Source organism: Bacillus multifaciens, from assembly GCF_030756675.1.
Taxonomy (GTDB): Bacteria; Bacillota; Bacilli; order Bacillales; family Bacillaceae_G; genus Bacillus_A; species Bacillus_A multifaciens.
Map to the genome: position 1 here is coordinate 17,011 of NZ_JAVBXD010000024.1, position 23,521 is coordinate 40,531.

A 23,521-nucleotide genomic window follows, 5' to 3' on the forward strand; every position below is an offset into this window, starting at 1 on the left:
AAAAGGATAAAACCTGCTGGACGCCCTAGCAGGTTTTTTCTTTAATCTCTATACATTAAATATCGTTCATACCACATATCAATAAAATCAGGAGCAAACGGACCCTTTCGCTGATGAATCCACTGCGTTAAATATTCAACATTTCGTTTTAAAATCGTGTCAATGACAGCCGGATAATTCATAATCTCACGATGTTTTTCGTACTCATCTTCATCTAACAATGTATACGTCATATCAGGATACACTTTAATATCTAAATCATAGTCAATATATTTTAATGCTTCATGATCATAGGCAAATGGTGAACTTAAATTACAATAGTAATACACACCTTCCTGCCTTAGCATGCCAATAACATTAAACCAATAATTCGAATGAAAATAGCAAACAGCCGGTTCACGAGTAATCCATGTTCGTCCATCAGCCTCTGTTACGACCGTTCGATCATTTGCTCCAATCACAAGACTTTGTGTCCCCTTTAAAACGGTTGTTTCTTCCCACATTCTATGAATGGAACCGTTATGTTTATAACTATGTATTTGTATTTTTTCTCCTTCTTTGGGAAACCCCATACTTTCTCCCTTCTTTCGCCGTGAACGCTCTTCTAAAGTTGTTATTTGAAATGCCGTTCATTCTTACTCTTTTTCAAACATATTGAGCCGAATTCACTTTTCTCTTTATTATAACGTTTCTGTCGAAATTTTAAAACAAAAGAGCCGATTCATGAAATCGTCTCTTCACTTGAAAGCATCTTCTCATTTTCAAAAGAATGAATGACCGCAGCTGTTTGCTGCTCAAACTTCAACTGTAAACCTTTTAATGCTTTTTCTGTTCGTTGAATTTCTTGACGAATAAAATGAAGTTCTTTCGCATCTTGCTCATTCATTTCAAGATGTTGATATTTTTCTAAATGAACTTGTAACTTTAATAATTCATCCATCGTCCGCAATTGCTCTTCAACCAATTCATCAAACAGTTTCATCCCATCCCTCCTAAAAATCCTATTACATATTTTCGAATAAAACCGCTTCGTCTCCTTTGACTATATTTGTTGACTTATTAGAAGTTATGTCGGCTTACACAAAGAAAAACACTCCCCTTACATTAGAGGAGTGTTTTTCTTATTGGTTCGAACTAAGATTTTTTTGCTGCTGATTTTGCGTTTTGTTGTTTTACTGCTTGTACATTTGTTTCTGTTGCAAACTCTGTACCATAGCTAGCATTTGCACTTTGAGCGCTAGCACTAGAAGCTTGTGATTTCTTAGCTTCTGCTTGAGCGTTTTGTTGTTTTACTGCTTGTACATTTGTTTCTGTTGCAAATTCTGTGCCATAGCTAGCGCTTTGTTGTTTTGCGCTTTGAATGCTAGCACCAGAAGTTGTTTTACCTAAGCTTTGTTGTTTTTGATTCATCTTTCTCACCTCCACAACAAATAATGTAACCATCCTTGCCTGAACCTATCCGTTAAAAACGTGAAAAGAAAAATTTTTTTTACGTATACAGATAAAAACGTTCATTCAAACTAATTATGATGGAGGTGCTACACAATGTATGTTGGACGTGATATGACAGAGTTATCAATGACTCCGAAAGATCAATGGAATCAAGAAGAGCTCGCTTATTTTCATCATTCCTTACAACAAATGATGCCCTACTTAAACGTAGAAGGACAAACCATTTATAAAGAAGTTGTAAAAGAAATTGAAGCACGTGGCGGCCTGCAGCGGCAACAAGCTGATTGGATGCATAGTACAGAAATACCTCATGATTAAGAGCTCCAGCCGCTACGGCTGGAGTCTTTTCACGCACTCTTCATAAATTGTTCGATGTGATTTCGAAATAGGCAATTGTTCAAATTCTTCAGTAGTGATTATTTTTAAATGATCCGTTTCAACAATTGGTTGCAACGCGGTACCATAAAATACAAAGATATCCCACGTTCTATGCGTAAATGTATGATGAACATTCATTGCATAATCATCAATAGCAACAGAAAGAGAAAAATTCTCTTTCATATAGTCTGTTAATTGCTGTTTATGATTACGAATCCCTTCTCCAATCTCTACATTCGGAAATTCCCACATGTTAGCAAGTAAGCCTGTGCTCGCTCGTTTATTCACAACATATTTACCATCTTCAGTGCGCAATACACCAGCAACAAGCGGAACCATTTTTGGTGCCTTCGCTTTACTTTTCACCGGCAATTCTTTTTGTACACCTTCTGCAAATGCACGGCAATGCTCCCGAACCGGACATAAAAGACAAGATGGATTTTTCGGAACACAAACCAGTGCCCCGAGTTCCATCAATCCTTGATTAAAATAAGATGGATTTTCTTTTGAGATGATTTGGCGCACAACCTCTTCAAATACTTTACGTGTTTTTGGTTTGGCGATATCATCCCAAATTGACAAAATGCGTGATAAGACACGCATCACATTTCCATCAACAGCCGGCTCTGGAACTCCGTAAGCAATACTCAAAATCGCCCCTTTTGTATAGGGCCCTACACCTTTTAACTTTTCAATTTTTTTTACATCATTAGGAACTTTTCCGCCGTACTGTTCCTTTACTTCTTTTACGGCAGCGTGTAAGTTACGCGCTCTCGAATAATAACCAAGGCCTTCCCACGCTTTTAACACTTCTTCATCTTCTGCATCAGCTAACGCTTCTAATGTTGGGAACTTTTCCATAAAGTTTGCGTAATATGGTTTTACAGCTTCAACCCGCGTTTGCTGAAGCATAATTTCCGAAACCCAAACGCGATATGGATCTTTATTCATGCGCCATGGTAAATCACGCTGCTCTGTTTCAAACCAACTGATTAAATCATGCCCAAATTTTTCTATGTTAAATTCATCTAATATCTCAAGTTTCAAACTTGATCCCCCTCATTTTTGCATATACGTACTATTATAATGAATTTAGGAGAAAACTTAAGTAAGATGATATAAGAAATTAAAGGCAAATGCCTTGTGATATAGAATAAAAAGAGTTACATTAATAAAAAACGGAGGTGGTTTTCATGGACACAGCCACTCATCTTGTTATGGGCGTTACATTAGGAAGCTTAGCCACACTAGATCCAGCGCTCAGTCAAAGTGACTTCGGACCACAAGCTGTGATGTTTGCAACGATTGTCGGTTCAAATATCCCTGATATTGATACGGTTTTAAAATTAAGAAACAATGCAAAATATATTCGAAATCATCGCGGGATTACTCATTCGATTCCAGCTGTTATTCTTTGGACATTTCTTGTTAGCGGGATTACTTTTGCCGTATTTCAAAGTCCTCCTTATCTCCATCTGCTTCTATGGTCATTTATTGCTGTGTTTCTTCATGTTTTCGTTGATATTTTCAACGCATACGGTACACAAGCACTGCGGCCTTTCACTAAGAAATGGGTGGCACTAGGTGTTATTAATACATTTGATGCAGTGATTTTCTTCATTCATACATTAGCAATTGCCTGTATCCTTGTCGGTGCAAATAAAGGTTATGCCGGAGTAGCTGCTTATATATTAATGGCCATTTATTATATTGGCCGAATTATGATGCGCCAAAATGTAAAGAATGTCGTAAAGAAACGATTCCGTGATGTTGAACAAGTCATGATTTCACCGTCATACCGCTTTTATCATTATCACTTAGCCATCGTAACAAAAGACCATTACTATGTTGCCCGTTGGCATCGCGGTAGTATTATGGTTCATGATAAATTCGAGCGCATTCCATTACCTAATAACGATGTCATTCGTGCCGCTCAAAAAGATGAAAACATTTCAGCGTTCTTATCATTCTCTCCTGTCTATCGCTGGGATATTTTTGAATACAATGATTATTATGAAGTTCGATTTATTGATCTGCGCTATCGCAGCAAAGATTATTATCCATTTGTCGCAATTGTTCAGCTGAGTAAAGACCTTGAGATTATGAGTTCCTACACAGGATGGATTTTCAGCGAAGAAAAACTGCGCAAAAAATTAGAATTACTTCCTCATTAAAAAAACGACCAAAATTGGTCGTTTTTTTAATGTTTAACATGATCGTCTTTGTTAATTAAATGACTATACTTTGGATTATTCGTTTGAATTTCATGCAAACGTGCCCCTTGGTTATTAATCCACGTGCGTACGATTTTCTCTGTCATTTCAATCCCTTGATACGTTCCTACTTTTGCATATGTCGCACCAAAGTCCTCCCATAATAACTCAACCCAAGTACGCGCTTGAGAATAAGAAAGAGATGCATTTTTTTCAAGAAGTTCTTTCGTTAGTTTTTCAAAAATATCGTTCATGTTATGTCTCCTTTAATCAATTCATTCATTTCTTCAATATAAAAGTCACTTCTACGCACGGCCAGACGCTCTCGCCCACCTAAAAAGAAAAGGTTTTAAAGGGTTTTAAACCGTTTTTTATTTGTATTTCTCTAGAATATTTTCTCTCACATTGCACAATCTATAAGTGATACTTTTTGTATCAAATTGTAGCGAGGGGGAGTTCCTCTTGGGCAAACAATCTGAAATTTGGTCTGAATCCAAAAACAACAGCAAAATCAACGGTCCTACACAAGCAAAAGCTCGCTTTGCTTCAAAACGCCCTAACGGCACCATTAATACGCATCCGCAAGAGCGAATGCGTGCCGCTAATCAAGAAGAAGCATAACAACTGTTTATCGATAACTTCTTATACGAGGTGATAAAATGAGCTACCGCAATCATTTAGACCGTCGTTCTGAGTCATTCAACCCCACGTGGGCTCGTCCAAAACACGCAAAAGCACAAGTGAATGGACAAACGCAGCAAACACAGTCTCTCATTATTTTGGCAAATGAGATGAGAAAACGTCAACTTTAACCGCCTATCTCCTTTAACAACTAGGAAAAGTGAAAACCAGAGCAGCCAAGGCTCTCTGGTTTTCATTTCTTTTGCAATAATGAAATAGGAATGCCAATTTCCTCTGTATCATTTTGTTTATGTCCCCAAGCAAATACCCCATTAAAATACGTAATGGTAAACGATATCCCTGGCTCTTCTACAAGTTCATATGTTTCGCCAACCTGAAATTCATTTATATCTGTCATATAAGCACGTGCCATCGCAATTTTTCTCATTAAAACATCAAATTCATTTACAATGCCAAGTTGCTCTGCTTTTACTGCTTGTTCTTTTAAAACGCCTATTTCTTCTCTTAGCTCATGTGGTGTCATCTCGCTATAGCGCTTTGGCATGTTTCTCATATTTTTCTCCCTCATCCCTCTTCACGTTTCATTTGAATAAATACTTCTATTTCATCAATCGAAAAACCCTTTCGATATAATGCTTGCTTCATCTTATTTTCATACGTCCAACCATCATATTTCTTATATTTTTCATGATACTTATTCCCGTGATATATAAGGGCTTCTTCTTGCTGTTTATCATCCTTTTCATCTTTTAGTTCTTCTAAACAAATTTGAATGATATCACGCCCATACCCTTTCCGCACTAACATCTCCTCTAATTTTTGTTTCATTTGTAGAAAAGAATGTTTTTGATAAGACTTTTTCTTTTTTTCTATAAGTACAAGAGCATTTTCAATTTGCTTCTCCTCGGGATACTCCTGTAAACTATGGGTAATCATTACATCCGAAATCCCTTTACTTAACAGTTCACGCCTAATGACAATTGGGCCTTTTTGATTCACATTGCTATGCGTACGCACATAGGCAATTGCATACTCTTTGTCATTAATATAACGATCACGTAATAGTTTTGAAATAACTTCAGAGATGATGGCTTGTCCAATTTCTTTTTTCCGTAATTGCTCTTCTACTTCTTGCTTCGTTCTCATTTGATGCGATAAATAAGTAATTGCATATAAATATGCTTTTTGTACTTCTTCATCATATAAAACGTTTGCTAATTCAACATCATCAAATTCCAAACCTTTTTGAAGTCCATGTTTTATTAAGGTCACTTGATCAACACTAAAGCCATATTCTTCTCCATGACCTTTATCAATGTAAATATTAAATCTTTCGTTCGTTCGTTTTTGTACTTCTATTTTTGTAATGACAGCCATACATTTCACCTCAATATCATTTTAACATATATGAAACAAATTTGAGTTTCTTGAATATACATAATAAGGAGGGATTTCTCTTGGAAATTGCTATTACTGGAGGAACTGGTTTTATTGGAAAAGAACTCACTTTATATTTAGCAAGCAACGGACATACCGTATACATCCTGACACGTCAAGTAAGAGAAAATCATTCCCCTACAAATATACGGTATATACATTGGAATGATGACGCTTCAGAATTCCCGCTTTCTTCCGTTGATATCGTTATTAATCTGGCCGGAGAATCTATTAATAATGGTCGCTGGACGAAACAACAGAAAGAAAAAATTATAAATAGTCGTTTAAACACCACAAAAGGATTAATTAAACAACTACAAACTTTACACCAATCCCCAAGCACGTTTATAAATGCAAGTGCGATTGGCTATTACGGTACATCAGAGACAGACACATTTACAGAAGATCATCCTAAGAAAGGGAATGATTTTTTAGCCACTACCGTACAATTATGGGAAGAAGAAGCGAGTAAAGCGGCTGATCTTGGTATTCGTACGATTTATACGCGCTTCGGTATTGTTCTTGGAAAAGATGGAGGAGCACTACCGAAAATGTTACTTCCCTATCAATTCTTTATTGGAGGAACAATCGGTTCAGGAAACCAATTGCTTTCTTGGGTTCACCTTGAAGATGTTGTTCGAATGATCGATTTTGCGATTCATACAAAAGAAATAAGCGGTGCATTCAATATTACAGCTCCTCATCCTATAACAATGACGGAATTTGGAAGCACAATCGCGAAAGTGCTTCATCGCCCACATTGGTTACCAGTACCTGAGTCTGCGCTTAAAACCCTTCTCGGTGAAAAGAGTATCCTTGTTTTAGAAGGACAAAAAGTATTACCTCAAAAGGCAATACAACATGGATATACACATTCTTATGCTACTTTAGAACATGCGCTTCAAAATATTGTATTGCATTCATAATTTCTAAATTCCGCTAGAAAAAACTTGCAGGAAAGCTAAAGAGGTTCTTATGAAAACATTATTTAAGCAAGCGACTGTTTATCCCATTACATCTCCTAAATTGCAAGGGGATGTATTGGTAGAGAATGACAAAATCGTTGCGTTAGAACGATTGATTGAACCTAGCAAGGATATGATTGTTATTGATGCACGCGGCCTTCATCTTCTCCCAGGCTTTATCGATGTGCATACACATCTTGGTTTATATGATGAAGGAACTGGTTGGGCTGGAAATGATGCAAATGAAACCGCAGAAGTATTAACACCCCATATTCGTTCTCTTGACGGCATTCATCCTTTTGATGTGGCTTTTCAAGATGCTGTGCAAAGCGGCATTACAACCGTGCATGTTATGCCTGGAAGCCAAAATGTAATTGGCGGAACAACATGCGTCATTAAAACAGCAGGAAATAGTATTGATCATATGGTCATTCAAGAACCTGCTGGTTTGAAAATTGCGTTTGGAGAAAATCCAAAACGAATGCATAGCAACGGAAACAAAGAATCTATTACCCGTATGGGAATTATGGGAATGCTTCGAGAAGCATTTTATGAAGCAAAGCACTATGGACATGATACCGATTTTCGAATGATTCCTATTTTGCAAGCGCTCCACCGTGAAATTCCTATACGTGCCCACGCTCATCGTGCAGATGATATTTTATCTGCTCTTCGCTTCGCTAAGGAATTTAATCTCGATTTACGTATTGAACACTGTACAGAAGGCCATCTTATTGCTGATAAATTAGCAGGCCACGATTTAAAAGTATCCGTCGGACCAACATTAACGCGCCGTTCAAAAATTGAAATTAAAAACAAATCTTGGCAAACATATCATACTTTATCTACTAATGGGATTGAAGTTTCTATTACGACAGACCACCCCTATACACCCATTCAATATTTAAATGTTTGTGCGGCTATCGCCGTTCGGGAAGGATTAGATGAACATAAAGCTCTAGAAGGAATTACAATTCTACCCGCTCGTAATTTACGGTTAGAAAAGAAAATTGGTAGCATAGAGACGAAAAAAGACGCTGACCTTGTCCTATGGACTCATCACCCTTTTCACTATTTAGCCAAGCCTGTATTAACAATGATAGATGGAAAAATTATCTATACAAAAAAATCATAAAAACTAGTTTATTTTTTTGACTAGATGAAGTATTATACGATTATAAACTGAATGAAACCATGATCAATTTGTGTCGTGTTGAGTAATTTCAAATTGATGAATGGGGAAGGCAAATGGTGCGCCACCAGCATTATAGACTGGTTCTAGTGGGTTCGATTCCCACCCCGAAATTTTTTAAAGTTTTATATAAAAATTTCGAGGGTGGGATGTTTTTTTTCGTCATGCTGCCCTCTTTTTAGGAGGAGATAGTATGTTAAAAAAACGTGACCTACATGACAGCCACGTTCTATATGATTTGATGATGCACCCTGATGTCTTCCCCTTTGTGCGTCAAAAGGCGTCTTCTTATGACGAATTTTTGTTTTTAACAAAACAAACAATTGAAGCGGAAGAACGTGGAGAATTAATTTCACGCACAATTGTTGATGAATGGGGAAATCCAATCGGAACAATAACTTTATTCGACATCCAAGAAAAAGCAGGTTTTCTTGGCACTTGGCTCGGTAAACCGTATCATGGAAAAGGTTATAATAAACCAGCGAAAGACGCTTTCTTTAGTGAGCTTTTCTACGAATTAGATATTGAGACTATTTTCATGCGAATTCGCAAATTAAATACTCGTTCTATTAAAGCTGCCGAAAAACTACCATACGTCAATCTAGCAAATGAAACTCGTAAATGTGTATACGATCAAATTAACGCAAACGGTGAAGTATATAACCTATATGAAATTCCAAAGGATCAATACACGTTGCACACAATGCGCGAAGCAACATTCCAAGACGCTCACCATTTAAAAGAAGCGTAATAATCTATGTATATCTCCCTCTGTCATTGGTAACGATAGGTAATGACTTTATGACATGAGGTGAACTAGAATGGATAAGAAAAGACGTGAAAAAACGAAAAGTAAATTATCTAGCACACAAGAAGTTCTCTATCAACGTGAATTTAAAAGAGCAGATCGTGCAGCTGGATATAAACCAAAAGGAATTTATTAACATACCGCTACCTCTTGTTCAGAAGAGGTAGTTTTTTTGTGGAAAACTTTATCCACAAAAATCGAAAAATGTGTATAAATTCGAATATCTCTCCTATAAAAGAGGAATTTAACCACAGTGCATTTGTTTGATTTGTGGATATTCTTACTAAAACTTGTGGATATTGTGGATACTTTTGTTAATATTTTAAGTTTACTGTATATTGAAAGCGAATTCTTTTGTGGATAATTTAAAATTCTACAAACAATTTCCCTTCTCGTGTGGAAGGTTCTTAGACATGAGGGCTTAGGAGTCAGAGCTAGACAAAATATCGAAAAATGAAAATAGATTTATACATAAACGAAAAAAACCTCCTTCTACAGATAGAAAAGAGGCTCTTATATTAAGTAAAAGACTGTACAAGGGCTGCTGAACGTACTGGTGAATGTATCCGCACGTGATTTTCCTCTAAAATCGAATCTACAATATGAAACGCTGGTTCCGGACGATAAATGCGTTTCATCGCTTCTTTCATTTGCAATAACTTCATATCATCTTGCAATAATTCTTTCGTTTTCGGAAAGATTTCATGATCTTCACGAATAACAACTGCTGCACCTTGTTTTTCAAAATACTTCGCATTTTCATTTTCTTGTCCTGGTACTGGTTTATATAAAACGACAGGTACTTGCAAAGCTGCTGCTTCACTTAATGTAATTCCTCCTGGCTTCGTAATCATACAAGAGGTAATACGGAACAGCTCATCAATATTCTCTACATAACCGAATACTTTTAATGCATCTGGATTGCTTTCCTGTAGTTGTAGCAAATCCTCCTGCAATGCTTTATTTTTCCCACAAACTACGGCTATCTGCAGATTAGGAACTGATAGAAAGGACTGACATAACTCTTTTACACTTCCTAGCACTCCATGCGCCCCTGCTACAATAAGTAAAATCTTTTTGTCTCGTGACAAATTATACTTATCATACAGGGCTTCTACATTAACAGATGCTTCAAAGTTTTTCCGAATCGGAATTCCTGTCTCTACAATTTGCTCAGCAGGTACCCCTACTTCTATCATAATGTTCTTCACATAATCTGTTGCGACAAAATAACGATCTACTTCTCGGTGAATCCATATTTTATGCAAGCAAAAATCAGTAAGTACATTATAAACAGGAATAGAAATACCTGTTTGTTTTTTTAACTCTGGCACCGCAATGATTGGAAATGTATTAATAACAATATCGGGTTTTTCAGCCTGTAATATCGCTTTTAGACGTTTTCGACCAAAATTGGCATACCATGATGCAATTTTTTTATCGTAAATTTTTTCAACACCATAATAAAATAAGCGGTATAGCTCTTTCCCAATTGTATAACTTTTTAAATATAAATATTTTGTAATGTCTGTTATGACAGGATGTGATTCACTAAAAAGATCGCATACAATTACATCCTTAAGTCCTCTTTGACGAAATGTTTGTTCTAATGTTTTTGCCACTTGTACATGACCGTTACCGTAATGTGCTGTTAATATTAAAACCTTGGGGTTTTTAATCAAACAAATCCACTCCTAGCTTTTTCGGTCCTTTATATTGCATATGTACAATATAAAAAACAATTTCCTTTTAATTTTGCAAGTTTGAACTCCAACGAATTTCCGCTGGATATGTACCTGTCGTGGATATACAAAGCATATGTTATTGACCCCTTAATCCCATCTGCTCATATCTTAACATTATACTTTCCTATAACTGCTTTCGCAATAACTTGACGTTTGTCTATACTTCATGATACGCACTACACTATTTCTTAATTCTTTCTATTGTTTCGTTTTCCCTTTACATTTTTGTAAATTTATCCATATCATTTCTTTACAAAAATAGTCATTATATAATATAAGTATACTCTTTTCCTTATCTTTGCTCTACTATTTATCGAAAGAAAGCAAAAAGCCTAATCCACAATTGGATTAGACTGCGCCTAAAATATTTTTTGCTTTTTGAACACTTTCTTCCGTTGGAGGCTCTACTCCTTCAAGAGGATATTTGTGACCTAGTGCCTCCCATTTATAGACCCCTAACTTATGATACGGCAGAACTTCTACCTTTTGTACATTATCAAGACTTTGAATAAAGGCTCCGAGCTTTTCTAAGTCCTCTGTACCATCAGTAACTCCAGGTACAAGTACATGACGCACCCAAATTGGTTTCTTTTTATCTGATAAATAACGAGCAAATTGTAAAATATGTTCGTTATGTTTTCCTGTTAATTTGCGATGTTTTTTTGAATCAATGTGTTTTAAGTCAAGTAATACCAAATCTGTATATTCCATCAAAATATCTAGTTTTCTTTGGAATTCTTCATCTTCAGAATAGCACCCACCGGAAGAATCAATCGTCGTATGAATGCCGATCTCTTTACATTTCTTAAACAGTTCAATCAAAAAGTCTAGCTGTAATAGCGGCTCACCGCCACTTACAGTAATCCCACCGCCGGAAGTTTCCATAAAAGGAATGTAACATGTAACATCCTGCATCACTTCTTCGACTGTTATTTCTTTCCCTTTACCAATTTCCCACGTATCCGCATTATGACAATATTGACAACGTAGTAAACACCCTTGCGTAAAGATGATATAACGAATCCCAGGACCGTCAACAGTACCACAAGACTCAACAGAATGAATTCTTCCTTTTACCATGTTACTTCCTCCTCTATTAAAACAGCTCCCCTCTGTCTTTATGAAAAACAGAGGGAAACTTTTTCCTTACATGCTTTCGTGCATTGTACGGTTAATAACATCAATTTGTTGTTCACGAGTTAACTTAATGAAGTTAACCGCATAACCAGACACACGAATTGTTAATTGTGGATATTTTTCAGGATGTTCCATTGCATCCATTAATGTTTCACGGTTAAATACGTTAATATTTAAGTGATGTCCTTCTTTTACAGCATACCCATCTAACATAGATACTAAATTGCGAATTTGTACATCTTCTTCTTTTCCAAGCGCTTTTGGAATAATAGAGAATGTATTAGAGATACCATCTCTTGCCTGTTCATATGGTAATTTCGCAACAGATAATAATGACGCTAGTGCACCTTTTGTATCACGGCCATGCATTGGGTTTGCACCTGGTGCAAATGGTTCGCCAGCACGACGGCCATCTGGTGTGTTACCAGTTTTCTTACCGTATACAACGTTAGATGTGATTGTTAAGATTGACATTGTATGAACAGAGTTACGATATGTTTTATGTTTACGAAGCTTGTTCATAAATGTTTTTACAAGGCTTACTGCCATTTCATCTACACGGTCATCGTTGTTACCGTATTTAGGGTAATCTCCTTCGATTTCAAAATCAACAGCAATACCATTTTCATCACGAATTGGTTTTACTTTCGCATATTTAATTGCACTTAAAGAGTCAGCTACTACAGATAATCCTGCGATACCTGTTGCCATTGTACGAATAATCTCTGTATCATGAAGTGCCATTTCGATACGCTCATAGCTGTATTTATCATGCATGTAATGAATTACATTTAATGTATTTAAGTAAAGACCTGCTAACCATTCCATTGTCACATCAAATTTACGCATAACTTCTTCATAATCTAATACTTCAGAAGTAATTGGTGCATATTCAGGTGCAACTTGTGCTTTTGATTTTTCGTCTTTACCACCGTTGATCGCATATAATAATGCTTTCGCTAAGTTTGCACGTGCTCCGAAGAATTGCATTTGTTTACCAATTTTCATTGCAGATACACAGCAAGCGATACCGTAGTCATCACCATATTCTGGGCGCATAATGTCATCATTTTCATATTGAATTGCAGATGTTTTGATAGACATTTTCGCACAGTAGTTTTTAAAGTTCTCTGGTAATTGTTTAGACCAAAGAACTGTTAAGTTTGGTTCTGGAGCTGGTCCTAAGTTATCTAATGTATGCAAGAAACGGAATGAGTTTTTCGTTACTAATGGACGACCATCAAGTGCAATACCACCGATAGATTCGGTTACCCAAGTTGGGTCACCAGAGAATAATTCATTATAATCAGGTGTTCTTGCGAATTTCACAAGACGTAATTTCATAATGAAGTGGTCAACAATTTCTTGTGCTGTTTCTTCTGTTAATGTACCGTTTGCTAAATCTCTTTCAACATAGATATCTAAGAAAGTAGATGTACGGCCAAGACTCATTGCTGCACCATTTTGCTCTTTAATTGCTGCAAGATAACCGAAATATAACCATTGGAATGCTTCTTGTGCATTTGTTGCTGGTTTAGAAATATCAAAACCATGAGAAGCTGCCATTTGTTTTAATTCTTGAAGGGCACGCATTTGCTCAGATAACTCTTCGCGTAAACGAATTGTCTCTTCGCTCATTACACTGCTCGTTAAGTTTAAATCTGCTTTTTTCATTTCGATTAAGCGATCAATACCGTATAATGCAACGCGGCGGTAGTCACCAATAATACGACCACGGCCATATGCATCTGGAAGGCCTGTAATAACGCCTGATTTACGAGCTGCTCTCATTTCTGGAGTATAAGCATCGAATACACCTTGGTTATGCGTTTTACGATAGTCTCTGAAAATACGGCTTAGTTCTTTGTCCATTTCGTATCCGTAAGCTTCACAAGATAGCTCTGCCATACGAACACCACCGAATGGTTGTAATGAACGTTTGAATGGTTTGTCAGTTTGGAAACCAACTACTTTTTCAATATCTTTATTTAAATATCCTGGACCATGTGATGTAATAGTAGAAACAATTTCTGTATCCATGTCAAGGACGCCGCCATTGTCACGCTCTTGTGTTGTTAAATCCATTACTTGATCCCAAAGTTGTTTCGTCGCTTCTGTTGCTTCAGCTAAGAAGGTATCATCACCTTCATAAACGTTTATGTTATTTAAAATGAAGTCGCGAACATCAATCTCTGCTCTCCACTTTTCACCTTTAAAGTTTTCCCATGCGTTTTTTACATTTTCTAATACTTCAGTCATCCTAATCTCCTCCATTTTATGATTAGTACAGGACTTAGATTTTGTATATAACAGCTTACGTATTTAGGATACTACTTTTTCGAAAAAGTGAACGTTTAAGTTGTGACATGTTTGTGAATAGTTGAGCAAATCACTATTGACATAGTGAAAACGTCACTAGAAACATTGTTAAATTAACCCTATTTTAGTAATTTTATTATTTTGAATTCCAATAAAGGAATCATCCCCTGTAATATAAGAGTCATACCTATCGCAAACTGTAATACTCTAAAAATCCATTCTGTTATATTATTTTTGAAACAGAATAAAAAAAACTGTACCTGTTTGGTACACCTTTTTTCATTCTCTCTTACGTCCTTCATCATACACCAAGCAAATCTTTTGTCATTAAATAAAACAAATCACATACCTATACATGAAGTACACACCCCTGTGCAAACATATTAAAGTGATACTTCTATAAATAGGAGGAATTTGATATGCGAAAAACAAAAATCGTTTGCACGATTGGACCTGCAAGTGAACAATACGAAACATTGCTTTCTTTACTGGAATCTGGAATGAATGTGGCTCGGTTAAATTTCTCTCATGGAACGCACGAAGAACATCAAGTACGGATCAATACAATCCGAAAAGCTGCAGCAGCCTCCAAAAAGAACATTGCACTCTTACAAGATATTAAAGGACCCAAAATTCGTACAGATGAATTTGAAGGGGGACAAGCAAAATTACTTGAAGGGGAAACAGTTACTGTTTCCATGAAAAAAGTGCTCGGAACATCTAAACGTTTTTCTGTCACTTATGAAGGCCTATATGATGATGTAGAAGTAGGATCTCATCTATTACTCGATGATGGCTTATTAGAGCTAGAAGTAACAACAAAAAATAATGGTGAATTACAAACGAAAGTTATACACGGCGGAATCATTAAAGATCATAAAGGTGTAAACGTACCAAATGTAAAAATCCGCTTGCCAGGTATTACTGAAAAAGATAAACAAGACATTTTGTTTGGCGTCCAGCAACAGGTTGATTACATCGCAGTCTCTTTTGTCCGTAAAGCTGCGGATATTTTAGAAGTACGCGATATATTAGCAGCGCATAGCGCCTCGCATATTCGTATCATCGCAAAAATTGAAAACCAAGAAGGAATTGATAATATAAATGAAATTGTAGAAGTTGCAGATGGGATTATGGTTGCACGCGGTGATATGGGGATTGAAATCCCAGCAGAATATGTACCAATCATTCAAAAAGAGTTGATTCACACTTGTAACCTACTCGGAAAACCAGTCATTACAGCAACACAAATGCTTGATTCTATGCAAAGAAATCCAAGACCAACAAGAGCGGAAGCATCCGATGTAGCAAACGCCATCTTTGATGGAACAGATGCGATTATGCTTTCAGGAGAGACAGCTGCCGGTGAATATCCAATAGAAGCCGTACAAATGATGGATAAAATTGCTCTGCAAGTAGAAGAGTCTTCTTTATTCCAAAACCAAACGCAATCACTTCACAATGACCACAAACAAATAACAGAAACAATTGGAGCTGCTGCTGTCCAAGCGGCTTATTCTTTACAAGCAAAGGCAATTTTAACACCAACGAAAAGCGGTTATACAGCACAAATGATTTCCAAATACCGTCCGCACACTCCGATTATTGCAACAACATCTGAACAATACGTGATGCAACAACTTGCACTCGTATGGGGCGTACACCCATTTTTCACCACCCCAAAACAAACGACAGATGAAGTAATTGAACAAGCAATAAGTAACGTTAAAGAACAACAACTTGTCTCTTCACAAGATATCATCATCGTAACAGCAGGCATTCCTGTTAACGAACGCGGCACAACAAATCTGTTAAAAATTGAGGTTGTGAAGTAAAGAAAGACTTATATAAGCTAAAAAACAATAAACCCCTCTTCTTTTTAGGAGGACGAGAACAGCTGGCCGCGCGTAGAAGCGGTCAGGGCCTTTTTCTGCCTCATGCCAGGTTTTAAAACAAAGGGAGAAAATGAGGATATGTTGTATTTTGCATAACCGCGATTTTTATGACAAAAAATTAAAATGAATTTATATAAATATTCCCCTATCTACTAGTTGAGTAAAAAAGGCAGATGCACGATGTCATCTGCCTTCCTTTGTTTTACCATGTTTAACTATTTTTCAACGTCAATATTGCAGCTATCGCATAATACAGAGCTTTCTCGTACATCGGTTTTTCCACCACTGATAAATTAACAAGCGAGCCGCCGCTAGCCGAAAAATATTCAATCGCTTCTACCGGAATTGCATCTTCTTTTACTTCAATAGAACTACCATCATTCCATTGTCCCTTTTGAATATTCGCATACAAATCTCCAGTAATTTCACCAATTTCTTCATCATGCTCAGACAGTAAGAGCCACTTCAACTTTTTTAAACTTAAGATTTGTTTCAATCCACCAATCTTATTCCCTGCCAAGTCATAAAACGTATAAGAAAAGGACATGCCTGCTTTTTGTTTTACAATCAGCATCGCTTCACCCAGTTCGTTATACAAAACAAAGCGTTTTTCAATCAATGCGTTCAAAATAAATGATATGAAAATTTTCCATAGTCTTTGCAGGTTTGTTTCATATTCTTCTTTTAAAATAGCCATTGTATTTCCATCCATCGAAAAGTATGTAACAGTGGTTACGAAAGATACCTCTCTTCGTACAACGAATCGATGGTGATGCAAGAGCGACGATGTCCCTTCGATACAAATTGTTGCGCCAATTTTCTTCGCCCTCTCTCTTTCTACAAAACTATAAATCATAAGCAGGCAGGCCGTTATAATCATACTAATAAAAGGCATCGTGTCTTTGTTCCACTGGAAATGCGGCGTTCGTGTATAATCAAGAATAAACGCTATAATAGCAACTAAAAATATAAAAATAGAAAAAAGAAATAACCTTTTTCCATTCCTGGCATGGTGCTCATGGACCCCCATTTTTTCCTCCTTATTTTTTACATATTTTTATTATTATCTCATTTTCGCATGCTTTTTCCAAACACATACATATATTATGTTTATTCACTATAGGCGTACCGCCATATGCCCATCAAGCTAAGGTTTTGGATCATCCCCTAAACGAAAATTTTATAATTCTACTAGGGTGCAGCCAACAAAATATCACAATGCTGGCGGTACGTCGTTAATAAAAGAAAAAACGGGCTTGTTAGACAACCCGTTTTTTCTTTTAGCTCTTTTTTCTTTTCGGTAAGTCAGGAGCCCTCTTCATTGTGTCAGCAATATGCATGACCGCGAAATATGGATGTTTTAAAATCATTTTCGGTCCGCTCTTCTTCATAACATCCTTAACGGAATCTTTCATATCTGGTTTATAACAATGAATTTTGCAATTTTGACATGCTGGCTTCTTCTCTTGAAATGGACATTTTGATAAACGAAAATAAGCATACTCTTTTAACTTCTGACATTCTTCACATATAGTATCTTTTTCATGTTCGTTTTTACAATACATATCAATCATAATGCTAATTGTTTTCTCTTCACGTTCAATTCGATTCATGACTAGTGCCTCCCGTTCCAAAGTCTCTCTGCTTTGATTGTAAGACTTTTTTAGAGGGTTTACATGAATTTTCATTGACAGTTTTTCTAATGTTTATCTCTTTCCTACGAATTATTAATGGAGAATGTCCCTACCAATCATAACCAACAGTAAAAGCAAACACATTAAGACTTAAATAAATGTAGTGTAGTACTTTGAGAAAAAGACAGTCTTTGATATTCTGGGCATCGTATATGAGTCGCGGCTATGCTAAATACAACATAACCTACTCTCGCTTCCTCCTTTTGTTTTAAACCTCGCACGTGGCAGAAAAAGGCACTGACCGCTTCCATGCATAGCCAGATGCTCTTGCCCGCCCAAAAGGAAGATGTTTTTATGTTTATATTTTTTTACAAAAATCCCCATAAAAAGATATAAAAAAAGCTATCTCGTAAGATAGCTTTCTAACCTTCTACATGCCGCACCATCGTATAAATATCATTGCTTACAACGCCAAACGACTTAATGTTATTTTGAATATTTGATAATAACACAACATACGTATTTCCATCTTTACTAAAACTATTTAAACAATTCCATCCTGGCATCACACCATGATTTGAGTAACTACCAGGGTCCACATACCAACCAAAACCATAATCCTTTTTAACTGCTGTAAACATTTGATGATAACTATCACTTGAAATCAGCTTTCCAGTAAATAAAGCTTGATCAAATAAATATAAATCATATGCAGTTGTGTATATATCACCGCAGCCAAATAATTGCGACATACTTGGTAAAGCTGGTGTTGTCATTTTATTATCTACAATTTTATAACCAGTAGATGGGTATTTTCCTTGTTGAAATTGATCACCAAATCCTGAGCGTTTCATACCGACTACTTCAAAGATATTCTTTTGAATATAATCTTGAAGGGGTTGTCCACTCACCTTCTCGGCAATATACGCAAGCACGGAATAATTAGAATCGGAGTACTTCCATTTCGATCCGGGTGGGAATGCCAATTTTTGCTTTCCTATTCTTTTAATTAATTCCTCATGGGTGATATCCGCTGATCCTTCGCTGTACTCTGGAATCCCTGACGTATGCGTAAGAAGGTGTACTAATTTAATTTCCCCACCCCTTGGAAAATCAGGAATATATTTCGCGACAGTATCTTCTATGTTTAACCTATTTTGTTCTTTCAATTGCATAATAGAAGTTGCGACAAAAGCTTTTGTAATGGAACCAATATAGTAGGATGTCTCTGAATTATTAGCAACATTTTTTTCTTGATTGGCAAGTCCATATCCTTTGTTCAAAAGAACCTTTCCATTTTTCACAACAACCGCTGTACCGCTAAAGTTTTTACTCTTCATATACTCATCTAATTGGGCATTATTATTGATTTCTTGCGGTGGTTGCTCCACTACCACTTCTTCTTTTGGTTTCTCTACAACTTCTTTCTTTACTTCTTCTTTCTTTACTTCTTTTTTTTCTTCTTTCATCGCTTGCAAAGTTGCCTTTTCTTTATCGTGGGAAGTAGTTTTCGCATACCCCCAATAGACAAGGGCAAACAACAGACTGAGAATAATCGTTCGTTTTATATATACAATCGGTCTGCGAGATTTCATAGCAATAAAAACCTGCCTTTTCACATAGTTGCTCATTTCACATCTTACTTTATCACGCAACCAGTATTTTACCAATGCTATGCACAAAAAAATAAAAAAGAGCACCAAAAATGCAAGATAGCCGTTATATTTGTAATGAAAAAACATACCGTTTCTTATTATAAATCGCATATCAATATCAAATGAATTCACAGTACAAATCACACACAAAGAGCTTAGAGAATTCCCTAAGCTCTTTGTCATTTTAATTTTATCCCGCACTAACGGGCAGTAAGACCCCCACTGATGGAAGTTTCACTTTATTTAGCATCTAAATTGCTTGAATCATTTCCACTCTATTTCCGAATGGGTCTCTGAACTCAAAACGTTCAAAGCCTGGTATTGGTACTCCTTCAAGGATTTGAATGTTGTTTTTTTCTAACACATTTCTCCAGTGTGAGATATCATCGACTTGATAAGCTAAATGAGCTTTTGTTTTTGAACGGTCAAAACCATCTTCTGTACCTATATGTACATCTCTATCTCCGACTTTTAGCCAAAATCCTCCGCGCCCCTTTAGTGATTCGGGCTTTTCTGTCTCAGATAAACCGAGAATTCCGCAATAAAAATCTTTCCCCTCTTTTTCAGCACCTTTTGGAATGGTAATCTGAGCGTGATGTAAACCAAGAATCATATAATCTCCCCCATTATGAATCGAAATTTAAGAACGTTTTCTACTATCATAAATTCTTTTAGGAATATTTTCCAACTACTCTTTTATTTTACATCACAAATACAATAAGTATAATATACGTTTATTATAATATTCGATAAGTATTTCTTATGTTTCATATGATACTTATCATAAGAATCCATATCTTAATGAAAAGTCGCCTTTACTTGAAATGGAGTATATCGTTGAGTGTAAATTGTTTGTTAGTTAATTCTAATTGTTGAGCAGGAGTTAATTTTTCTTTGCCCTTAGTTTTCATTGTCAAACAAAAGTTATAGTAGGTGCGCAAGATGATCGAAGAGAGTGAAGTCCTCATTCATACATCACTGTTTGTGAAAAGCATAATCTGGTTCAATATCCTTCACGATACAATTGTGCGTTTTCTTATGCGAATTAGCTTGTTAAATGAAGAAGAAATTTCATATAAACATTGATATTACAACAAAAAAGCGTATTAGAAATCATATATGATTTCTAATACGCTTTTGCTTGTTTTATAACTGTTTGCGCCTCTAAAGTAAACCCGTTAATTTTTATCAATAAGGGTTTTCATATTCCTTATACGTGCTTTTTCATATCATCAGCAACAGACTCAACGTTTGTTCCAACGATAACTTGTACACTTGTATCACTTAATTTCATAACACCTTTTGCACCGGCACGCTTTAATGCTTGTTCATTTATTAAGTTTGCATCTTTTACTTGCAGGCGAAGACGAGTAGCACAGTTGTCAATAACAGCTAAATTTTCTTTTCCGCCTAATGCTGCGACATACGTTTCACCGATGGAACCAGCTTCACCCGCTGTAATTGTTCCTTCTTCTAATAACTCATCATCATCTTCACGACCAGGCGTTTTTAAGTTTAATTTCTTAATTAAGAAATAGAATACGAAGAAATAAATTGCTGCGTAAACTAAGCCGACACCTGCTAATAATACTGGTTTTGTTGCAATACCGAAGTTAATACCGTAGTCAATTGCCCCAGCACTAAATGAGAAACCATCGTGAATGCCAAGCTTTGTTGTTATAAATAAAGAAAGACCTGTTAATACAGCATGAATTCCATATAATACTGGTGATAAGAACATGAATGAGAATTCAATTGGTTCTGTAATACCAGTTAAAAATGAAGTTAAGGCAAGGCCAATTAACATACCTGTAACTGCTTTACGCTTTTCTGGCTTTGCTGCTGCAATCATCGCAAAACATGCTGCTGGTAAACCAAACATCATGATTGGGAAGAAACCTGTCATAAACATACCCGCACTTGGATCTCCTGCAAAGAAACGAGCGATATCGCCATTTACAACATTTCCTGCTGCATTTGTAAAGTCACCAAATACAAACCAGAAATATGTGTTCATTACATGGTGTAAACCAATTGGAATTAATAAACGGTTTAATAGACCAAAAAGTCCTGCACCAATTGCCCCTAAGTTAACGATGCCATGCGCTACTGCATCGATACCGCTTTGAATTGTTGGCCAAATTTGTCCAAATACCAAACCTAACAGGAGCATCACTACAGCTGTAATAATCGGTACAAAACGCTTACCAGCAAAGAATCCTAACCATTCTGGTAATTTAATTTTATGGAATTTATTATATAACAATCCTGCAACCACACCCGCAATAATACCACCTAAAATAGCCATATTAATTTTCGGTGCTAACGTTGCCGCTTTCGCAACCTGTCCTAAAGTATCTGCCATTTTAGATGGATCCACAGAACCAACTAAATGTTGCACACTATTTAATTTATCGTTTAACTCTGCCGCTGAATACCCTTTACTTAAAGTATCAGTCGTATTTTTCAAAACCTCATAACCAATCGCACCTGCAAGAGCTGCGGCACCGCTTCCATCAACAGACAAACCAACTGCAACACCAATTGCAAAAATAAGTGCTAAGTTATCAAAAATCGCTGCACCGGCTTGCGCCATAACAGGAATATTAAATACGTCAGGCTGCCCTAAGCGAAGCAATAGGCCTGCCGCTGGTAACACTGCAATTGGGAGCATTAACGCTTTACCAATACGTTGTAAAAACTGGAACATCTAAATTCCCCCTATCCAAAATTATGAAATCGTTACCAATAATAAACATGTTTTAGAAAACGCTTTCTATTACAAAAACATAATAACATATAGTTGTATAGATGTGTAGTTATTATACTCAATTTTTTTATAAATTTATTTTCCTTTTGTTTTAAACATCGCACGGGGCAGGAAAAGGCACTGACCGCTTCTATGCATGGCCAGACGCTCTCGACCACCTAAAAAAAGGGTTTTCTATTCATTTCCTTTATACAAAGGAAATGAATAGAAGTTTCATTTTATCATTCCTCTATTTCATGTTATTATTTATTTCCATGGCTTGTCGGGCAAGTTAAATTTAATGACTAATACAACTAGGGGTGTTTTATTATGCAGTGTATCGAGACTAACAACTTACAACAATTATTAGATCAAGTTCAGCCCTATACGAAACAAGGTAAGCTTGCAACGTATATTCCTGAGTTAGGAAACGCAAATCCTGATGACTTAGGGATTGCAATTTATCATATAGACGGCCATTACGTTCACGCTGGAAAATCCCAGACACTCTTTACACTTCAAAGTATTTCAAAAGTAATTACACTTGCACTCGCACTGTTAGATTGCGGTGAGGAATATGTATTTTCTAAAGTTGGCATGGAACCAACTGGTGATCCTTTTAATTCTATTATTAAACTAGAAACAACAAGCCCATCTAAACCATTAAATCCAATGATTAATGCCGGAGCACTAGCAATTACAAGTATGATTGCAGGAAATTCTAATGAAGAGAAAATGGAACGCATCCTCCACTTTGTACGTGAGATTACAGCTAACCCTTCCATTAACTACTCTTCTAAGGTGGCCATCTCTGAATTAGAAACGGCTTATTTAAATCGTTCTCTTTGTTACTATATGAAGCAAAGCAACATCATTGATGGGGATATCGAAGAGTTAATGGACCTCTACACACGCCAATGTGCAATCGAAGTAAGTTGCATCGACTTAGCTCGTATTGGACTCATTTTTGCAATGGACGGTTACGATCCATATTATAAGAAGCAAATTATCCCGAAACACATTACGAAAATTTGTAAAACGTTTATGGTGACATGTGGTATGTATAACGAATCTGGGGAATTTGCAATTCGTGTTGGGATCCCAGCAAAAAGTGGTGTAGCTGGCGGGATTTTAGGATGTGTAAAAGGTGAAATGGGTATTGGTATTTTCGGTCCTGCACTAGATGAAAACGGAAATAGTCTTGCTGGATTTAAAATATTAGAATTACTTTCTGAACAAGAAGGTTGGAGTATTTTCTAAAAAGCGTCGGAAACGACGCTTTTTTTCAATATAATTGTGC

24 protein-coding genes and 1 pseudogene are annotated in these 23,521 nt (G+C 36.3%); 10 read left to right on the plus strand and 15 right to left on the minus strand.

Annotation, left to right across the window (positions count from 1 at the left end):
* Positions 1-41 precede the first annotated feature (41 nt).
* The 3 genes from ntdP to Q9306_RS15420 all read right to left on the minus strand — a co-directional run bounded on the left by ntdP (position 42) and on the right by Q9306_RS15420 (position 1,425).
* Positions 42-572 (minus strand): nucleoside tri-diphosphate phosphatase, encoded by a 531-nt coding sequence (gene ntdP, locus Q9306_RS15410; RefSeq protein WP_306199965.1) that lies wholly within the window; start codon positions 570-572, stop codon positions 42-44.
* 149 nt (positions 573-721) lie between these two features.
* Positions 722-982, minus strand: coding sequence for a YgaB family protein (locus tag Q9306_RS15415; RefSeq protein WP_306199967.1), 261 nt, complete (start codon positions 980-982; stop codon positions 722-724).
* 152 nt (positions 983-1,134) lie between these two features.
* Positions 1,135-1,425 (minus strand): gamma-type small acid-soluble spore protein, encoded by a 291-nt coding sequence (locus tag Q9306_RS15420; protein ID WP_306200113.1) that lies wholly within the window; start codon positions 1,423-1,425, stop codon positions 1,135-1,137.
* A 120-nt stretch (positions 1,426-1,545) separates the two neighbouring features.
* Here Q9306_RS15420 and Q9306_RS15425 point away from each other — a divergent pair, with 120 nt between their 5' ends.
* Positions 1,546-1,770 (plus strand): hypothetical protein, encoded by a 225-nt coding sequence (locus Q9306_RS15425; protein ID WP_306199970.1) that lies wholly within the window; start codon positions 1,546-1,548, stop codon positions 1,768-1,770.
* A gap of 12 nt (positions 1,771-1,782) precedes the next feature.
* Here the strand turns inward: Q9306_RS15425 and mutY are convergent, their stop codons facing one another.
* The gene (gene mutY, locus Q9306_RS15430) at positions 1,783-2,877 is read right to left on the minus strand and encodes an A/G-specific adenine glycosylase (protein ID WP_306199973.1); all 1,095 of its coding nucleotides are present in this window, start codon (positions 2,875-2,877) and stop codon (positions 1,783-1,785) included.
* 146 nt (positions 2,878-3,023) lie between these two features.
* Between mutY and Q9306_RS15435 the strand changes: the two genes are divergently transcribed.
* Positions 3,024-4,004: a metal-dependent hydrolase gene (locus tag Q9306_RS15435; RefSeq protein ID WP_306199976.1), complete on the plus strand. Its 981-nt coding sequence runs from the start codon at positions 3,024-3,026 to the stop codon at positions 4,002-4,004.
* A 26-nt stretch (positions 4,005-4,030) separates the two neighbouring features.
* Here Q9306_RS15435 and Q9306_RS15440 read toward each other — a convergent pair whose 3' ends face one another.
* Complete coding sequence (locus Q9306_RS15440) at positions 4,031-4,297, minus strand: YfhJ family protein (protein WP_306199979.1); 267 nt, start codon at positions 4,295-4,297, stop codon at positions 4,031-4,033.
* A gap of 208 nt (positions 4,298-4,505) precedes the next feature.
* Here Q9306_RS15440 and sspK point away from each other — a divergent pair, with 208 nt between their 5' ends.
* Complete coding sequence (sspK, locus tag Q9306_RS15445) at positions 4,506-4,664, plus strand: small, acid-soluble spore protein K (protein WP_090916964.1); 159 nt, start codon at positions 4,506-4,508, stop codon at positions 4,662-4,664.
* Positions 4,665-4,702: 38 nt separating this feature from the next.
* Complete coding sequence (locus Q9306_RS15450) at positions 4,703-4,855, plus strand: YpzG family protein (RefSeq protein WP_306199984.1); 153 nt, start codon at positions 4,703-4,705, stop codon at positions 4,853-4,855.
* 62 nt (positions 4,856-4,917) lie between these two features.
* Here the strand turns inward: Q9306_RS15450 and Q9306_RS15455 are convergent, their stop codons facing one another.
* Both Q9306_RS15455 and recX read right to left on the minus strand, forming a co-directional pair.
* Positions 4,918-5,238, minus strand: a complete 321-nt coding sequence (locus Q9306_RS15455; protein ID WP_306199986.1) for a YfhH family protein — start codon at positions 5,236-5,238, stop codon at positions 4,918-4,920.
* Positions 5,239-5,249: 11 nt separating this feature from the next.
* The gene (gene recX, locus Q9306_RS15460; protein ID WP_306199988.1) at positions 5,250-6,062 is read right to left on the minus strand and encodes a recombination regulator RecX; all 813 of its coding nucleotides are present in this window, start codon (positions 6,060-6,062) and stop codon (positions 5,250-5,252) included.
* An 80-nt stretch (positions 6,063-6,142) separates the two neighbouring features.
* Here recX and Q9306_RS15465 point away from each other — a divergent pair, with 80 nt between their 5' ends.
* From Q9306_RS15465 to Q9306_RS15480, 4 genes are all read left to right on the plus strand, one after another.
* The gene (locus Q9306_RS15465) at positions 6,143-7,048 is read left to right on the plus strand and encodes a TIGR01777 family oxidoreductase (RefSeq protein WP_306199991.1); all 906 of its coding nucleotides are present in this window, start codon (positions 6,143-6,145) and stop codon (positions 7,046-7,048) included.
* 49 nt (positions 7,049-7,097) lie between these two features.
* Complete coding sequence (locus Q9306_RS15470; RefSeq protein ID WP_306199994.1) at positions 7,098-8,222, plus strand: amidohydrolase; 1,125 nt, start codon at positions 7,098-7,100, stop codon at positions 8,220-8,222.
* Positions 8,223-8,472: 250 nt separating this feature from the next.
* Positions 8,473-9,030, plus strand: coding sequence for a GNAT family N-acetyltransferase (locus Q9306_RS15475; RefSeq protein ID WP_306199997.1), 558 nt, complete (start codon positions 8,473-8,475; stop codon positions 9,028-9,030).
* Between the two features lie 70 nt (positions 9,031-9,100).
* The gene (locus Q9306_RS15480) at positions 9,101-9,223 is read left to right on the plus strand and encodes a YfhE family protein (RefSeq protein ID WP_098918427.1); all 123 of its coding nucleotides are present in this window, start codon (positions 9,101-9,103) and stop codon (positions 9,221-9,223) included.
* 382 nt (positions 9,224-9,605) lie between these two features.
* Here the strand turns inward: Q9306_RS15480 and Q9306_RS15485 are convergent, their stop codons facing one another.
* The 3 genes from Q9306_RS15485 to pflB form a co-directional block, all read right to left on the minus strand.
* Positions 9,606-10,769 carry a diglucosyl diacylglycerol synthase gene (locus Q9306_RS15485; RefSeq protein WP_306200002.1) on the minus strand — a complete coding sequence of 388 codons (1,164 nt, stop codon included), beginning with the start codon at positions 10,767-10,769 and terminating at the stop codon, positions 9,606-9,608.
* 411 nt (positions 10,770-11,180) lie between these two features.
* Positions 11,181-11,912: a pyruvate formate-lyase-activating protein gene (pflA, locus tag Q9306_RS15490; protein WP_306200005.1), complete on the minus strand. Its 732-nt coding sequence runs from the start codon at positions 11,910-11,912 to the stop codon at positions 11,181-11,183.
* A gap of 66 nt (positions 11,913-11,978) precedes the next feature.
* On the minus strand, positions 11,979-14,228 hold the full coding sequence (gene pflB, locus Q9306_RS15495; protein WP_306200008.1) for a formate C-acetyltransferase: 2,250 nt from the start codon (positions 14,226-14,228) through the stop codon (positions 11,979-11,981).
* A 479-nt stretch (positions 14,229-14,707) separates the two neighbouring features.
* Between pflB and pyk the strand changes: the two are divergent.
* Positions 14,708-16,117, plus strand: a pseudogene (gene pyk, locus Q9306_RS15500) (pyruvate kinase); the annotation flags it as partial.
* A 277-nt stretch (positions 16,118-16,394) separates the two neighbouring features.
* Here pyk and Q9306_RS15505 read toward each other — a convergent pair.
* From Q9306_RS15505 to nagE, 5 genes are all read right to left on the minus strand, one after another.
* Positions 16,395-17,213 carry a sugar ABC transporter ATP-binding protein gene (locus Q9306_RS15505; RefSeq protein WP_306200012.1) on the minus strand — a complete coding sequence of 273 codons (819 nt, stop codon included), beginning with the start codon at positions 17,211-17,213 and terminating at the stop codon, positions 16,395-16,397.
* A gap of 250 nt (positions 17,214-17,463) precedes the next feature.
* Positions 17,464-17,871: a nitrous oxide-stimulated promoter family protein gene (locus tag Q9306_RS15510; protein WP_306200015.1), complete on the minus strand. Its 408-nt coding sequence runs from the start codon at positions 17,869-17,871 to the stop codon at positions 17,464-17,466.
* Positions 17,872-18,239: 368 nt separating this feature from the next.
* Positions 18,240-19,412, minus strand: a complete 1,173-nt coding sequence (locus Q9306_RS15515; RefSeq protein WP_306200017.1) for a serine hydrolase domain-containing protein — start codon at positions 19,410-19,412, stop codon at positions 18,240-18,242.
* Positions 19,413-19,722: 310 nt separating this feature from the next.
* A complete protein-coding gene (locus Q9306_RS15520) occupies positions 19,723-20,085 on the minus strand; it encodes a VOC family protein (protein ID WP_306200020.1) in 363 nt (120 codons plus the stop codon).
* 597 nt (positions 20,086-20,682) lie between these two features.
* The gene (gene nagE, locus Q9306_RS15525; protein ID WP_306200023.1) at positions 20,683-22,182 is read right to left on the minus strand and encodes an N-acetylglucosamine-specific PTS transporter subunit IIBC; all 1,500 of its coding nucleotides are present in this window, start codon (positions 22,180-22,182) and stop codon (positions 20,683-20,685) included.
* Between the two features lie 369 nt (positions 22,183-22,551).
* Between nagE and glsA the strand changes: the two genes are divergently transcribed.
* Positions 22,552-23,481, plus strand: coding sequence for a glutaminase A (gene glsA / locus Q9306_RS15530; protein ID WP_306200026.1), 930 nt, complete (start codon positions 22,552-22,554; stop codon positions 23,479-23,481).
* The last annotated feature ends 40 nt before the right edge of the window (positions 23,482-23,521 follow it).

Bases quoted from the DNA above. Each gene is read 5' to 3' on its own strand.
- Q9306_RS15455 (WP_306199986.1), bottom strand. From the start codon at position 5,238: ATGAGAAACATGCCAAAGCGCTATAGCGAGATGACACCACATGAGCTA.
- Q9306_RS15475 (WP_306199997.1), top strand. From the start codon at position 8,473: ATGTTAAAAAAACGTGACCTACATGACAGCCACGTTCTATATGATTTG.
- ntdP (WP_306199965.1), bottom strand. From the start codon at position 572: ATGGGGTTTCCCAAAGAAGGAGAAAAAATACAAATACATAGTTATAAA.
- Q9306_RS15450 (WP_306199984.1), top strand. From the start codon at position 4,703: ATGAGCTACCGCAATCATTTAGACCGTCGTTCTGAGTCATTCAACCCC.
- Q9306_RS15425 (WP_306199970.1), top strand. From the start codon at position 1,546: ATGTATGTTGGACGTGATATGACAGAGTTATCAATGACTCCGAAAGAT.
- Q9306_RS15515 (WP_306200017.1), bottom strand. From the start codon at position 19,412: ATGAAATCTCGCAGACCGATTGTATATATAAAACGAACGATTATTCTC.
- Q9306_RS15480 (WP_098918427.1), top strand. From the start codon at position 9,101: ATGGATAAGAAAAGACGTGAAAAAACGAAAAGTAAATTATCTAGCACA.
- pflB (WP_306200008.1), bottom strand. From the start codon at position 14,228: ATGACTGAAGTATTAGAAAATGTAAAAAACGCATGGGAAAACTTTAAA.
- nagE (WP_306200023.1), bottom strand. From the start codon at position 22,182: ATGTTCCAGTTTTTACAACGTATTGGTAAAGCGTTAATGCTCCCAATT.
- glsA (WP_306200026.1), top strand. From the start codon at position 22,552: ATGCAGTGTATCGAGACTAACAACTTACAACAATTATTAGATCAAGTT.
- Q9306_RS15415 (WP_306199967.1), bottom strand. From the start codon at position 982: ATGAAACTGTTTGATGAATTGGTTGAAGAGCAATTGCGGACGATGGAT.
- pflA (WP_306200005.1), bottom strand. From the start codon at position 11,912: ATGGTAAAAGGAAGAATTCATTCTGTTGAGTCTTGTGGTACTGTTGAC.
- Q9306_RS15440 (WP_306199979.1), bottom strand. From the start codon at position 4,297: ATGAACGATATTTTTGAAAAACTAACGAAAGAACTTCTTGAAAAAAAT.
- Q9306_RS15510 (WP_306200015.1), bottom strand. From the start codon at position 17,871: ATGAAAATTCATGTAAACCCTCTAAAAAAGTCTTACAATCAAAGCAGA.
- Q9306_RS15505 (WP_306200012.1), bottom strand. From the start codon at position 17,213: ATGGGGGTCCATGAGCACCATGCCAGGAATGGAAAAAGGTTATTTCTT.
- recX (WP_306199988.1), bottom strand. From the start codon at position 6,062: ATGGCTGTCATTACAAAAATAGAAGTACAAAAACGAACGAACGAAAGA.
- Q9306_RS15520 (WP_306200020.1), bottom strand. From the start codon at position 20,085: ATGATTCTTGGTTTACATCACGCTCAGATTACCATTCCAAAAGGTGCT.
- Q9306_RS15435 (WP_306199976.1), top strand. From the start codon at position 3,024: ATGGACACAGCCACTCATCTTGTTATGGGCGTTACATTAGGAAGCTTA.
- Q9306_RS15470 (WP_306199994.1), top strand. From the start codon at position 7,098: ATGAAAACATTATTTAAGCAAGCGACTGTTTATCCCATTACATCTCCT.